Origin of the sequence: Microcoleus sp. MON1_C1 (assembly GCF_036701945.1) — a bacterium.
Lineage (GTDB): Bacteria > Cyanobacteriota > Cyanobacteriia > Cyanobacteriales > Microcoleaceae > Microcoleus.
On record NZ_JAUBRO010000021.1, the window covers coordinates 1 to 14,229 of the forward strand.

Sequence of the window (14,229 nt, forward strand, 5' to 3'; positions counted from 1 at the left end):
GTCAAACAAATCTCCAATTTGACTGACGAGCGCTTAGAAATTCTCAGCTTTTTCCCAAATACCTGCCGCAGTTATTATCTACTAGATTGAGAGATATTAATAACACTATCTCGCCGAATTACTTAGGAAATCAGAGTATTATTTTGCTTTAGGCCTCGCCATCGGGCGAGAGCATAACCATGCAAGATTGCTCTATTTATCTGTAGGTGCTTTCGTCAAGTTGCTTCTAAATTCAATGGTATTTTTGTTCTCCTGATTCATCCTCTAGTTGCGACACGTAACTAGCTGATGATTTTGTTTAATACTCCAGGAAAATAAACAAGCTATTTTCTCTGGCAGGGCGATTTTTAAGTATTTATACTGTATCGATCGGTTCGCGCTAAACCATCCCACGGAATTTACAGCCCGCCCGCACCCCATGTGACAGTTGGGGTGCGGAATGTGGGTTACAAGAAATCAACTCTTATGTTGAACAGGCATCTTGCCTGTTGCTAATTATTCCAGGAGTTCTACAGTGCCGAGATACCCGTCTACTCGGACTTTTTGACCGTCCCGCAAGCGAGTTGTCGCTTCAGAAATATTCATGACTGCGGGAATTTTGTACTCGCGAGCGATTATTGCTCCGTGAGATAGTTGGCCGCCAACTTCGGCGATAATTGCTCTTGCTCCTAATAGCAGCGGTGCCCAACCTGCATCGGTGTATGGGACTACTGCGATCGCATTTTCTCCTAAATCTGTGCTCGCGGTGCGGCAAATCTTGACAAAGCCTTCGACACGACCAATACTTGCTGGAATTCCCTGGATGATATTAGTTGCGGACGTGGTAAATTCGATCGACCTTTTCTGAGAATTTGGCAGCAAATTGCCGTAGACGACAGGGGGAATCGGACGATCGCGATCGGCTAAGAGGCGATCGCGCCTTGCCGTAATTGTATCCTTAAACGAAACACTCGCCCCGCTGCGAATCCATTGCTGAATTTCCCCAAATTCCAGATAAAAAATATCCCCGCTTTCCTGAAACACCTGCATTGCCAATCCGCAAGCTTCTATCTCCAAAAAAGTCCAGCGTAAATGAGCCAACAACCGCGCGTAAATTTCGCTAATTTCGTTTTTGACGCTCGCTCTTTCCTGACATTTATCTAGTCGCCACTTCTGCCCAAAACTCAAGCCTAATTTCCGCTTTTCGACTAAATTAATTTCGGCTTTTTGAGCCATACTTATTAGCAGTTTTTGGTAAACTTCCGGTTGTTCTCGCCAAGTAGGAACAGCGATATCCGTTCCCACTTCGCTCAAATATCCGTAAATATTAAGCCACTTTTCAAATTCTGCTTGTAAAGCCGGAGTTTCAGAAAATGTCTGTGCTAAATGTGCGACTGAAACAGTTTCGTCAGACTGCGAAACAGCAGCTTGGCGCAATTTTTGAGCCAACTGCTGTAAAGCTCGCACAGAAGAAATTTCAGGAGCGCTGTCATTAGCCAGCCAGTCATCATTAACGCGAAAAATTGCCTTGCGAATAGCCAGCCCGATCGGCCCTAATATATTGTAGTAAGTAATCGGTTTCAGCCACTTCTGAATTTGCTCGGCTTTCTCCAACAATTCCGACAAATATTGATACTCGGGCATTGGGCATTGGGCATTGGGCATTAATATTTCTTCTTCGCTCGAACCTCTTCCTTCTTCCTTCTTCCCTCTTCCTTCTTCCTTCTCCAGACTTTGCAGTGCGGGGAGGAAAATAGAAGTGCGATCGCGTTTAAATTCTGCATTCAGCGCCCTCTCCCGCTGCACCAGACGCCACAAACCGGGCAAAGAAGGCAAAATCTTCCCCAAAGGCGGCTTGCCCATCTTTTGCCCTCTGAGCAAAAATTCCAAACCCTGCTCTGGCAATCCCATCATCCGAAAAATTTCGCCCAACAAAGTCGCATTAAAATAGGCGTGTGAACCCAGCAAAGTTGCCGTTTCATTAAAGTTTAAGCCGATCGCGCGATCGCCCAAAACCACCTGAAAAATCTCTCCCCAAACCCCGCAAGTAAGCGGTCGATTAATCGACCAAGTTAGCGGGCGAATTGCACCGGGAATCACTTCGGCTGCAATAGTGCGCGTCCAAAACGGCTGTAAATTTGTAATCGGCCTGCTTTGCAAAATCCAAACTTTTTCCCCGTCCCAACTCCACTCAATATCCTGCGGGATGCCGTGAAAAAAAGCTTCGATTGCTTGCGATTGTTTCACCAATTTTGCTATAATCGATTTATCAATAATAGAATTATTTTCAAATTCACTTAAACTTTCTTCTAATGATTCAGGTGTACTAAAATCTATTTCTAAATGAACCGGAGTAACTTGTCCGCCGACAACTGATTCAGCCCCTCCCGGTAAAGCTTCAATAATTATCTGGGAACCGCCATCTAAAGGATTGCGGCTGAACATGACTCCCGCAATTTGGCTGTCAATGTAAGGCTGAATCAATACAGCCATTTGGGTATCGGGAAGTTGTCGCTGGCGGCGGTAAGCCAAAGCTTCGGAAGTCCAATAAGACTGGCTGCAGCGATTAATTGCATCGAGCAATTCTGCTTCGGTGAAAACCGGGCCAATAGTTTGATATTGTCCGGCGGCAGAACTCGTCTCGCCATCTTCTCCCGCAGCAGAAGAACGCACAATCATTCGATTTTGGATTTTGGATTTTAGATTTTGGATTACAGAATTACTGATTAACAGTCGCTCGCCATTTTCCTCATCCCCTCTTCCTTCTTCCTTCTTCCCTCTTCCTTCTTCCTTCTCCCCTCTTCCTTCTTCCTTCGATGACAATATAAAACCAGCAGGTACGTTAAAACCCGCGCGTTTCAGTTGAGACAATTTAGCAGCTTTATCGCCGCAGATTGCAGCATCTAACGAGTCATCAAGAGAAAACAATTGTTCTGATTTAGATAAAGCCATATCATCCCCCTGACTGAAATTAATTGCTGCTAACAACAAAGCTAATCCTGCTGCTGCTAAAAATTCAGGCATTGATTGTCGCCACACCCAAACCCAGATTGGCGTGCACAGACACCCGCAACGGGAAGCAAAGAGTCTCGCCCGATCGCCCTCACCCCACCACCGCTGTGCCAAACCCCACGCCAGCAGCCCCCAAATGCCCGATGATACAGCCACCGGCGGCGAAAATACCAAAAGACCCCAAACAGCGTTGGTCACGCCTCCACCTCGGGCGATCGCATATCTGCCCGCAACTAGAGGAATTAACAGGGCGATCGCCATCGCAGGTGCATCCGGGAAGCAAAATCGCCCCGCCAAAACTGGCACAACACCCCGGGCAATTTCTACCAACACCGCAGCAATTCCCGCTAATTTCCCCCCGTGAATGAAAGCTGCAGACACCCCCACATTCCCCGTGCCCAGCGCCCTCAAATCTCGGCGGCCAAACACTCGCACCGCCCATCCCGTTAGCGGTAAAGCACCCAGGCTGAAACTAGCAGTCAACAGCAATGCTATTGTCGGCAACGGCATAAAATCAGCTCTCCTATTTTCAAGCTCTAAACATTATGACGGCAATTCTGTCAATTTTTCTGTCTTCCGATATATCAACCAAACGTCCTTAGCACTTAAGATAATGTAAAAGTAGAGTAGATAAGGATTTAGCCTAATGATAGGTATCAGCTTGACCACTCCCATAGCAGTTGTTGCACCCATCCGGCGAGTAATGATTGAGCTGCTGATGCAGCAGCCAGTGCCGGAATCAAGTGTCAGCTTGAGCACTCCAATATTAGTTCTTGTTGCTGGCTTTATTGCTGCAGCTACGATCGGCTCTGTCGCCTGGTACAACTCCAAGCGTCCCCCCGGTTGGGAAGCCAAAGAACGCCCTGATTTTGTACCCAAAGTTGATAAAGATGATTTGATTGCTGAGGTTTCTGATTCAAAGAAAAAATAGAACAAAGCTGTTTGAGATCAAAAAAAGCTTTGAGAGGAATAGAAATTACCCTTGCATATCTATCCGGTAGGGTGCGCCTCGGCGCGCCTTACGCTGCTATATAAAAGCTTTGAGTGAACAGTTTTAATAGACCGAAAGCACTAATGTCAATACAGCGATCGCTCATCCCGCGCTCGATCCCTTTATTGACCTTGATGGAAGAGATCATTAGATAGATTTAATCATAGAAATTTAGACCTTGACTATAGCTTTAGAGTTCTCAGGAGATTCAGGCTCTTTTGGGAAGTGGCCTTTGAGACATCTCACCACCTATTCGTAAATTTGGCTGCTAAGGCGATCGCCCCGACGATTATTTTCCCGTTTAATGTCTTGACACTCCCCGGCGTTTACGCACGGGGATTCTTTAATCTACGAGCCAATTTGCTGAGGCAGGACTTCTCCAACCACAGTAGAGATTGATTCTCCTAAAGCGTTGCTTGGCTCAAGACCAAAGGTTCCGGTATGCCCTACCGTACCCAATCCTCGACTGAGGATATTTCTAGCTGCATTAAAATCTCTATCCAAAACGCAGCCACACTTACAGGCGTGAGTCCTTGTGGATAGTGTTTTTTTGACTGTTACCCCGCAGCTAGAGCATTCTTGGCTGGTGTATTGGGAATTCACCGCAACCGTAATCTTGTCAAATACTTTACCAAAGTATTCAAGCCAAACACGGAATTGATACCAAGATGCGTCGTTAATGGACTTAGCCAGACAGTGATTCTTCACCATGTTTTTGATTCTCAAATCTTCGTAAACGACTACATCGTTGGATGAGATTACGCACCTTGCAAGTTTTATTGCATGGTCTTTACGCTGTCTACTTATTTTGAGATGGCGCTTGCCTAGAATCTGCCTAGCTTTGAGCCTGTTTTTTAAACCTCTTACTTTTCTTGATACGCGACGCCCTGAACGTTTGAGGACTTTTTCACCTTTTTTTAGAAACCTCGGGTTTTCAACCGTAGTTCCGTTCGAGTCGGTGTAATATTCCTTTAATCCCACGTCTAATCCGATCGCCGTACCAGAAGGTTCTGTATTTTCCTTTCTATCGACATCCACGCAGAATTGGACGTACACGCCATCAGCACGTTTTACCAATCTCACCCGTTTTATTTGGTTGATTTGGTAGAAGTGCAAGTCGCGTGTACCTTTTAGTTTTAACCGTCCAATCCCTTTTTTGTCTGTAAAGTTGATTGATTTCCGATCGTCGGCAAGTTTCCATCCAGTTGATTTATACTCAACCGATCGGCAATCTTTTTGAAACTGCGGATACCCTTTTTTGCCAGGAACACCCTTTTTGCAGTTATCGTAAAATCTGGAGATAGCAGACCACGCTCGTTCGGCACTAGCTTGTCGAGCCATTGAGTTGAGTTCGTCGGCAAACGAAAAATCGCGAGCCAGTACAGCGCAATATTTGTTCAAATCGTATTTATCCACTTTTTTGTTATCCATCCAATAGCGCAAACAGCTATTGCGGACAAACTTTGCGGTACGAATTGCTTCCTCTACTGCTTTGAACTGGTTTGATTTTCCGTAGGCTTTAAACTCAAAGACTAGCATGGTTTTACCTCCTACCTTATACTATACGATTTAGCATAGGATGTTTAGTGAGTCATTAAAACTTTAGAATTAAAGCCGTCCTAGAAGGACGGGGTTTTAGACCCAATTCTCTGATAAGTTTGTTTTTTCGACGTATGGGCGATCGCTCTAAACCAATGCCGCTGCTTGAGGCTGTGACTTTTTTTCTACACCTAATTCCGTCCGCTTCAAAACCAACAGCGTAATATCATCAAACACTTTTTGACGGCCTATATGATGCCGTACATCGTCAATCACCGCTTGCTTGATTTCCCCAGCCGATAAATGCCAGTTTTGGCTAATGACTTCACACATCGGCTCAACGCCATACTGTTTTTTGTTAATGTCTTTTGCTTCGGTAATACCATCGGTATATAGCACTATACCATCTCCTAACTGTAGCTCCATTGAAATATGACTGATGAACTCAGCAATGTCATCGTCAAGAGCAATCGGAAAACCTAAATCCATCGTGTCGATACGCTCAACCTGTCCTCCTTGGCGCACAATGATTGTTTCTTCATGCTGACCGCTAATGCTGACCCGTCCTTGGGAATAATTTAAAATCGCTAGGGTGAGACTTTTCTCAGATTTCATGCGCTGCACGTTTTTATACAGGGTGCGGTTGAGCGCATCTAAAAACCGAACCGGATCAGTTTCACGGATTTCCTTGAGGGTACGGACTGCCGTTTGCGCCATCAGCATCAAGATACCGCTTTCGAGTCCATGTCCAGTGACATCGCCGATGCCAAGAGTAACAACGCCATCGGTGTTTAAAACATCATAATAGTCGCCGCCGACTTCATCGGCAGCCTCCATGTATGCGGCAATATCGAGTCCTTCAATTTTCAGTTCCTCAGCATTGGGCAGAATCATTTGCTGCATTTGACGCACGATATCCAATTCAGCACCCATGCGAAGATTGTCTTCCTTTAGTCTCTCGTTGAGGGCAAGGATTTCGCCGTTGGCAGTTGCTAGTTCAGTCGTGCGTTCTTTGACTTTATCTTCGAGTGTTTCAAACGATTCCTTCAGTTGCCCTGCCATGCTGTCGAAGGAACGTTCCAGCGTATCAATTTCCTCAATTTCAATAAAGTCAGTGGTGCCTACTCGCTTATCGAGGTTACCAGCAGCAATTTGTTCAGCAGCTTTAGTAATTCGGAGAACGGGACGGGTAATCGAGCGAGCCGTCAGGATACCGATCGCAATTGTCAAAATCAGAGTCGCTAAACAGAGCAGGATTGTAGTACGAGTATTAGCATTGATTTGTGACATAAAGTCCGATTCTCGAACCGTAGTCACTATCACCCAATTCAGACCAAACTCATCTTGCCAAGGTTCAACCAAAACAAATTGGCGTTCCCCCTTAATCTTAAAGTCTAGTTGTTGGAGCTTTGTAATCTGGTTGAGATCGCCAAAATGCTCTGACAAATACTGTGTACTTGCCCGGATCAAAGGATCCCTGCTGGTTGATGCTGCTAATCTTTCGGCTTTACCATTCTTGACTGTGTAGATAGGGGAGTTCGTTGAACTAGCAACCAGCAGTCCTTCACGATCCATGATAAACACTCCTCCCGAAGGACTAATTTTGATTTGATTCAAAAAGTTACTGATCTGAGAAATAACCAAATCAGTTTCTAGAACACCTACAAAATTGCCTGCTTTATCACGATAGGGCTGGACAGCCGGAATTCCTAACCGTACTGCTGAGTTGGAAGAAAACTGATAGATTTTACCCCAAGTCGGTTTATTGGCTTCCTTAGCCGCTCGGTACCAGGGGCGGCGGGTGGGGAGGTAGTTTTTTGAAGCACCGATCTGCTTATCAATTAGATTTCCCTGTTTGTCAAGCAGATAAACTAGCTTATTGACACCCGTACTTTTATCCTTAACTTCTACAGAAAATTTGCCACCCTCTAGTCGTTCAACACCGATAAATTTTTCCTGCTCATTACCAAACCCAATGTAACTGATGGTTTCAAACTGTTGAAGGAGTCTCCAAAAATACTGCCTTGAGGCAGAAAAATTATTGACATCCAATAAGCCTATCTGAATGAGATCATAATTAATTTGATTAACTCGCTGAGGCATTTTCAGGTAAGTCTCAAGGTGGTGATTAACTCGATTGTTGACTTCCTTTTGCAGTTGGTTTGCCAGATCATTGATTGCTCTTTGTCCGCTTCTAAAGGAGAGATAACCTACTAACCCAACAGCCGCTACAATTTGCAAAACGAAGGGAACGACGAGGGCTGTACGGAGACGCAATTTACGAGAAGTATTTTTCAAAGATTTCACGGGAATAGCGGTTAACTAAGAATAATTTACCCTTTCAGCATCGCTTCCAGTTGTTGCGGGGCGTTATTAGGAGTTTCTACCTATTCCTTCAAAACCCGCAGTGTAATATTATCACTGACTTAGCGGGACAAAAACTGCGTTTTAAGCCCAAACAAAGCCTAAACAGGCTTTATATGAAGGTGTAGACATCCCTGTTTTATTGTACCCAGCAGATTTGTGGGATTTGCTCTCAGCAGTTTACAGACAATATGCCCTGTACTATACAACTTTTTAGGCCGCCTATGAAAAATTTTTCCCTCGCCAGCGATACCAATCTGGCGGGAGAGATAGGGGCAAAACTTCTGATATACCAAGATTCAATAACACCCTGATGCCAGGGAAATCTCGCTATTGTAATAAAAACTCTATCATTTTATTATAAAATGCTCTCCAATCAGGTGGGAGCTATCTGGTATTTTATCGAGCATTACAAGGCTTCTTGACACCTAAAAGTGTTAAAGATTTTTCCTTGCTATGCACAAGAACCCAAAAATTTAAGTTTGGTAACGGAACTTTCCGTGGCCTCTTCAGCTAATTCAACCCGAACAAATGTCGAATTTAGGACAGTTGGTGGCAGGAGTGGCTCACGAAATGAACAACCCCGTAATTTTTATTTACGGCCAAATAGTTCATGTTAATCAAAATGTTTTAGATTTATTCAACCTGATTGAAATTTACCAGACCTACTCTCCAGAATTCGCAGCCTAAATCTCATAAAATGTAAAACATATTGAGCTAGATTTTATTAAAAATGCAGAAATAGCGTAAATCCTGCTGAGCAGATAGCAGGTCTAAAAGCGTTTATCTAGTTTCAAGAAATTATATTATTTATGTAGGGGCTAATTTCAGACAGCCCCTACATCATCTTTGCTCCGACTGGCTTATTTTTGCAGCGGATTGAGTTTCGTAACTGAGCTTTCCTTAGCATCTTCAGCGCTATCTTTCACGAAAGCAGAAGCATCCTGAAAGGCGGCGCCTACTCTCTCTAAAAGTTTGGCATCGGGATCGCTGCGGTCGAATACGGGTTGAGCCTTAGCCGGCTGTCCGTCTGGCGTGTCTAACAGAGTTTTATCTCCGCCGAGTTCGAGGTCGAACTTGTCAGTTTCCATCGGTGCAGAACCCGGATAAAGCAGCTTTGAGGAATTAGATTCCCCGGTAGTCGCGGCCAGGAGACGATCGCCCACGATCGACAAATCAGCCCGATTCTTTTCTGCTTTAGCAGGCGATTGATTGACTTTAGGGTCGGTAGACATTTGATAATTCGTGTATCCATCTCCACCGCCCTTGTGGGGGTTATTCATTCCTCCCATTTGAACGGGAGGATTCTCAGGCCGAGCACCTCGAACATCGCCGGCATTGCAAGCGGTGCTGGTAAACAGCAGCACACCTGCCATCAATACAGTCAAAAATTGACCGATACGCACTCTTTTAAAAAAAGCAGTTACTGTGTTCACAAAATTTTTCCAATTCTTTACTACTACTTGTCAAGAGTAAAAATAAACTCCCCATACCTGCCTCTAACGGCGGTGATATTTTGCCGCATATTGCTATCTATTTTTTTCTAACCTTAGAGGGATTTAAAAAGTGCGATTACCTTCGAGAGATTATTTTTGGTAGGACTAACACGCCGATATCTAGAAACCCGGTTTTTTTACCGGGTTTCTAGATAAAGTTCGGTTGAGAAACTCGCGTACCCGACGGAGAAGAAAAGGGGGGAGGTAGTTTCAAAGCGTAGTCTTCGGGTGCGTGCGTTCCAATAATTGCTCACAAAAGCTTTTTTGTTTTTGACCGCGCCCAAAAACGGATACTTGCGAACGACTCCTGGCGTGGAGTTATACTAATTTTAGACTATTGTTCAAACACCCAGATTCATCTGTGGAGTAAATCTAACATCTAACATCTCAAATCCACTGACGCACCCTACCAGCTACTAACCTCAGAACGCTACTGCTAATCTGGGAATTTTTCGACTTTCGCTTCAGCTTCCAAAGTCAGCACACCAGCTTCCACATTTAGCTGTTGGACCCGCAGGGACATTCCCTCAAGTTCAAAATTTCGCAAGTTTAAAACTTCACCAGCTTTCTCGGCCAAAGCTTGAGTTAACTCCGGCGAAAATTCCTTGTTTTCGGGATACTCGACATCCTGAAGAGAAATTGCCCAACCGCCTGCTGCGATCTGAGGTTTGGAGGTAAATTGAATTTTTTCCGTGGAGGCAGTTTCCCGCACCAATACCTCAGCATTTAAAGCGATTTTTCCGGTTAGCAATTGGCACTCAATAGTTTTAACGTCTATTGTCTGCTGTTGTCCGTCAACAGTAACTTTTAAGTTTTTCAGTTTCCTGCTAATGTATTCGGAATTAAAAGCGCGGTTGATATCGCTTTCTGTTAAAACGGCGCGCGCGCCACCGAAGGCAGGCCCGTTCAGTTCAATTTTGCCAAACATAGCGGTGAGGGGATTGACTGCAATATCCTTGACGTGAATTTGCAATTCTTCCACGCGCAAATCTTGTTGCATTACCAATCCTTTGCCCTCAACGGCAACGGCCTCTACTTCTCCCTGGGCTAGCTGGAGCGGATCGGTGTTAACTGTGACAGACAAAGTTTCGGATTCGTCTAATTTGCTCGCAATAGCAATCTCGGCCACTTTGTCGATCGCCTGTTCCCCTAAACTTCTATTTTGTTGAAGCACGCTCAGAATTCCTAATAATATTGTTTTAAAAATAGTAGTTAATACCTAAGTCATTTACCGTCTTCCTCTCGGCCGGTTTCTCGTCTGAAAAAAACTCAGCCAAAGACAGAGGGTTTCCAGAAAATTACTAAAATTAATCAGGTGCTCTTCGGCGCACTCTACATTGACTCGGTTGCGAAGCGGTGAAAAGTCAAAAACTCGCATTTTTGCCCAAAGTCTTTTCTAGAAGTTCAATCGCCCGCTACAATAAGTAAGAGCCGGCACCGCTTTTTGCAATGAATCCAGAATCAACTCTCGCTAGACTACAAGCTACGCTTCCCGATGGAAAACTGCCTTCTAGCTACGGGGTATACTTCAAAAACACCCTTGTAGCCCTATGTCACGCCCTAGAAGACCACATTTTGCAAACCAGTGGCGGGGACAAGAGCGAACTCCAACCCTTAGTTTTGGTAACGTTTCAGCAGGGTAAATGGTATTTACAGGAAGCCGATCGCTACCTAGATATTGCTAATGCCTCTCGGCACGTTGTCATAGGTGCAGTAGCCGACAGCGGTTTCGCTACTCACAAAACCGGGCAATTAGAAAATGTATCTTTAATAAATCTCGATGAGAACGACCCCATAATTGAAGAATGGAATTTAATCATCGTCGCCCCGACATACAAAGCAATGGTGCTTTGCCGCGAACTTTCAGCCCAGGAATACTTGCCCGAGGGCAAGCCTGAAGTAGATACAGAAAGAAAGTTCTACGGTTTGTGGTCGTTTGACCAGTCTTTGGTGTCGGCTGCTGCAGAAATTTTTATAGAACAGACGCGACATTACAACTCTCCCCTGGCCGACAGTTTGCTGGAAATGTACCACGAAATCCTGGCTACCATTGGCCCGCCCTTGGCAGACATTAGTGGCGTGGTATCGCGGATAGTCACTTACCTGCAAAGTTCTCAGCAGCAAATGGTAGCAATTAACCGCCAAACCCGCGAGTTGTGGGAATTGGAAGGTCAAGCTTTGCGCGTCAGCCGCAATTTGAACGCTAACAAACTTCAAGCTTTTCTGCGGATGGCCCAGCGCGTGGACGAACGCGATACCTCAAATCCTACAGCGTCTTTGCAGGTGGCGGCTTTGTCGGAAACTTTGGGTCAACTGCTGGATTTGCCGGCTTTGCAGTTGCGGAGGCTGCGGCTGGCTGGATTGCTATTTCGAGTCGGCTTAGTTTCTGCCCCGAATGAGGTGTTCGATCGCACTCCCGATGCTTTTGACCAAGCAACTTTCTCATTTTGGCGCGATCGCAGTTTCATTGGTTCCCAACTGCTGCAAGCAATGCCGGAACTATCACCTGTGGCGGAAATTGTCAAGCACCAACTCGAATATTGGGACGGCAGCGGCAGGCCAGAGGGTTTGCGAGCCGAAACCATACCCGTTGCTTCGCGGATTTTGGGGTTGGTCGCTGATTTTCAAGAATTGACTCAACCGCGTGGCGATCGTCCGGCTTTGAGTTTGAGCGAAGCTTTGGAACAGTGCCGCGAACTGTCTGGCACTCGCTTCGATCCGGCTTTGGTGGAAACTCTCAGCAACGTCGTCAGGCTGGCAGAAATGGGTTTGATGCAGTTACCAACTCGGCCGAGCCAACTGCCTAACGTGTGGTTGGAGGATTTGGGCGATCGAACGACCGCGACCGCTCCGGCATTATAAAATAACTGGATTGGTAATGGGCGATCGGTAATTGGTAATTGGGAACTTGTACAGAGCTTGTGCTGAGCGCTGCCGAAGTGCCTAGCCGAAGTATTGGGCATTTAAAACTCAGCACAAAATCTTTTCCAACACTACAAAAAATCAGCCTGTGCTTGCTAAGCGCACCCTAACACTGGGAGTTGTAGCAGCAGCCTGTCTGTGCGCTAATGACTAATGACCAATGACTGATGACTAAAAACTAATGACTAATGACCTCGAAGCCATACGAAAAGGCAAAATTTTGATGTTGGCCGGTACTGATTTAGCCGGCAAAGACTTAGCGGGAGCCGAGCTCGCCGGTGCTAACTTGTCTCAAGCCAACTTGAGTGGAGCTAATCTCGCCGGCGCTAACTTGCAGCGGGCCGTATTGCGAGCCAACCTCCGCGGCGCTGACTTGAGCGGTGCTGACTTGCGAGGCGCAGATTTTCGGAACGCCGATTTGCGGGGAGCTTCCTTCGCTAACGCTTTAGTCCGCGACGCAAGTTTTGGGGGTGCTTTTTTGACGGGGGCATCCATCGGCAATTTGGATTTGAGCGGTGTCGATTTGCGGGGCGCCGATTTGCGGGGCGCTGCTTTGGGTCGGGCAATTTTGCACTCCGCCGATTTGAGCAATGCCAATTTGTCCGGCGCTGATTTGTCAGGAGCTGACTTGGAAGAAGCGATCCTGAATGGAGCCGTACTGCGCGGCGCTAACCTGACGGGGGCTAATTTGCTTTGCGCCACGATCGAACAAACCGTTTGGGATGGAGCGTTGCTCGATCGCGCCTGTCTCCAAGGCACCCCCCTGAGCCGTTAAATTTCAACAATGTTGTTTAGAAGACAGACAAAAAACAAGATCTGCTTATGAGGTGAATAAGCACAAGCGATTTTTACATTTCTTAATATGGGGTTATAATGGCGACTGTAGACGAGCAAACGAATAAATGGTAGCAGCTTTGTTTAGCGGTACATCCTTTCAAGGTCAAAGTGGCGATCGCCTTGTTAGTAAAGTAGCAGGAGCTGCGATCGCAGCCTTATTCAAGCGTTCTGAAAAGGCCGAAGCCAACATCCGAGTCGAACCAGTAGCCAAACTCTTGCAGGGAAGCATCGACGGTTTCGACTTTGTTGGCAAAGGTATGTTGATGTACAACGGCCTCCGCATAGAAGTGATGGAACTCTACCTGCAAGCACTCTCCATTGATTTTGGGGCGATTTTTGCAGGTCAAGTGAAATTGCGACAGCCTACCCAGGCAAATATGCGAGTAGTCTTAAGTCGATCGGATTTAACCACCTCATTCAATACACCTTTTGTAGTTGAAAAACTCCAGAAGCTGAAGTATCAAGAGCAATCTCTGCACTTTCAAAACACTGAAGTCAGCTTCGGAGCCGACAAATCCATTCGGCTTCAGTCCGAAATTACCGTAGGCGATGCCAGCGAACCCGTCAAAATAGATATTACAGCTCAATTGCAAGTAGAAGACCGACGCAAAATCCAATTTGTCAGCGTTACTTACGGCGGTGACGGGCAAGCAATAGACTTGGGTCAAGCTATAATTGCCCACGTAAATAACTTGCTAGACTTAGACAAATTTGCCTTAGAAGGCACTCAACTGCGAGTAGACCGCTGCCGAGTTCAGAACGACGAGCTGGTTTTCTACGGTTGGGCTGGTATCGAACAGTTCCCCAAAGGCAAGCGCTAAACCTCAGCCTGCTGAGGTGGCTAAATGAAACTTGTTTGAGGAATTTTATAGCTTAACAACAAAACCCGCCCAGGCGGGTTTTGCTATTTTAGCGACAGTTGTTAAGCTGTGGCGCTGCTAGGGTAAGGTCGCGCTATAGCCTTTATGACAAAAATTGGGTACACCCAAACCGGTGTTGCCAAGCTTCTTAAGTTAGATTTCATAACTCATCTAGCCAAGAAATTCTATTTCCGGCGTATTTACAGAACTAAGTTGTCGCGCATTTAAT

The 14,229-nt window shown here is 45.8% G+C and carries 10 protein-coding genes; 5 read left to right on the forward strand and 5 right to left on the reverse strand.

Annotation, left to right across the window (positions count from 1 at the left end; genetic code table 11):
* Nucleotides 1-495: 495 nt before the first annotated feature.
* Nucleotides 496-3,501 carry a glycerol-3-phosphate acyltransferase gene (locus QUA62_RS13685; RefSeq protein WP_333404681.1) on the reverse strand — a complete coding sequence of 1,002 codons (3,006 nt, stop codon included), beginning with the start codon at nucleotides 3,499-3,501 and terminating at the stop codon, nucleotides 496-498.
* Nucleotides 3,502-3,709: 208 nt separating this feature from the next.
* On the opposite strand from QUA62_RS13685, the gene psb35 reads away from it, so the two are divergent.
* Nucleotides 3,710-3,922 carry a photosystem II assembly protein Psb35 gene (gene psb35, locus QUA62_RS13690; protein WP_190732354.1) on the forward strand — a complete coding sequence of 71 codons (213 nt, stop codon included), beginning with the start codon at nucleotides 3,710-3,712 and terminating at the stop codon, nucleotides 3,920-3,922.
* Between the two features lie 408 nt (nucleotides 3,923-4,330).
* Here the strand turns inward: psb35 and QUA62_RS13695 are convergent, their stop codons facing one another.
* Nucleotides 4,331-5,521 (reverse strand): transposase, encoded by a 1,191-nt coding sequence (locus QUA62_RS13695; protein ID WP_333404683.1) that lies wholly within the window; start codon nucleotides 5,519-5,521, stop codon nucleotides 4,331-4,333.
* Nucleotides 5,522-5,668: 147 nt separating this feature from the next.
* Nucleotides 5,669-7,819 (reverse strand): SpoIIE family protein phosphatase, encoded by a 2,151-nt coding sequence (locus tag QUA62_RS13700; RefSeq protein WP_445301663.1) that lies wholly within the window; start codon nucleotides 7,817-7,819, stop codon nucleotides 5,669-5,671.
* 597 nt (nucleotides 7,820-8,416) lie between these two features.
* Between QUA62_RS13700 and QUA62_RS13705 the strand changes: the two genes are divergently transcribed.
* Complete coding sequence (locus QUA62_RS13705; protein WP_333404686.1) at nucleotides 8,417-8,575, forward strand: hypothetical protein; 159 nt, start codon at nucleotides 8,417-8,419, stop codon at nucleotides 8,573-8,575.
* A gap of 173 nt (nucleotides 8,576-8,748) precedes the next feature.
* Here QUA62_RS13705 and QUA62_RS13710 read toward each other — a convergent pair whose 3' ends face one another.
* Nucleotides 8,749-9,321, reverse strand: coding sequence for a DUF6658 family protein (locus tag QUA62_RS13710; RefSeq protein ID WP_333404688.1), 573 nt, complete (start codon nucleotides 9,319-9,321; stop codon nucleotides 8,749-8,751).
* A gap of 496 nt (nucleotides 9,322-9,817) precedes the next feature.
* On the reverse strand, nucleotides 9,818-10,555 hold the full coding sequence (locus QUA62_RS13715) for a DUF2993 domain-containing protein (protein ID WP_333404690.1): 738 nt from the start codon (nucleotides 10,553-10,555) through the stop codon (nucleotides 9,818-9,820).
* A 275-nt stretch (nucleotides 10,556-10,830) separates the two neighbouring features.
* On the opposite strand from QUA62_RS13715, the gene QUA62_RS13720 reads away from it, so the two are divergent.
* From QUA62_RS13720 to QUA62_RS13730, 3 genes are all read left to right on the forward strand, one after another.
* Nucleotides 10,831-12,243, forward strand: coding sequence for an HD domain-containing phosphohydrolase (locus QUA62_RS13720; RefSeq protein ID WP_006635227.1), 1,413 nt, complete (start codon nucleotides 10,831-10,833; stop codon nucleotides 12,241-12,243).
* A 241-nt stretch (nucleotides 12,244-12,484) separates the two neighbouring features.
* Complete coding sequence (locus QUA62_RS13725; protein WP_190663828.1) at nucleotides 12,485-13,078, forward strand: pentapeptide repeat-containing protein; 594 nt, start codon at nucleotides 12,485-12,487, stop codon at nucleotides 13,076-13,078.
* Between the two features lie 127 nt (nucleotides 13,079-13,205).
* Entirely contained in the window at nucleotides 13,206-13,961 is a 756-nt protein-coding gene (locus tag QUA62_RS13730; protein WP_006635225.1) for an LmeA family phospholipid-binding protein, read from the forward strand.
* The last annotated feature ends 268 nt before the right edge of the window (nucleotides 13,962-14,229 follow it).

Bases quoted from the DNA above. Each gene is read 5' to 3' on its own strand.
- QUA62_RS13685 (WP_333404681.1), bottom strand. From the start codon at position 3,501: ATGCCGTTGCCGACAATAGCATTGCTGTTGACTGCTAGTTTCAGCCTG.
- psb35 (WP_190732354.1), top strand. From the start codon at position 3,710: ATGCAGCAGCCAGTGCCGGAATCAAGTGTCAGCTTGAGCACTCCAATA.
- QUA62_RS13695 (WP_333404683.1), bottom strand. From the start codon at position 5,521: ATGCTAGTCTTTGAGTTTAAAGCCTACGGAAAATCAAACCAGTTCAAA.
- QUA62_RS13705 (WP_333404686.1), top strand. From the start codon at position 8,417: ATGTCGAATTTAGGACAGTTGGTGGCAGGAGTGGCTCACGAAATGAAC.
- QUA62_RS13720 (WP_006635227.1), top strand. From the start codon at position 10,831: ATGAATCCAGAATCAACTCTCGCTAGACTACAAGCTACGCTTCCCGAT.
- QUA62_RS13725 (WP_190663828.1), top strand. From the start codon at position 12,485: ATGACTAATGACCTCGAAGCCATACGAAAAGGCAAAATTTTGATGTTG.
- QUA62_RS13730 (WP_006635225.1), top strand. From the start codon at position 13,206: ATGGTAGCAGCTTTGTTTAGCGGTACATCCTTTCAAGGTCAAAGTGGC.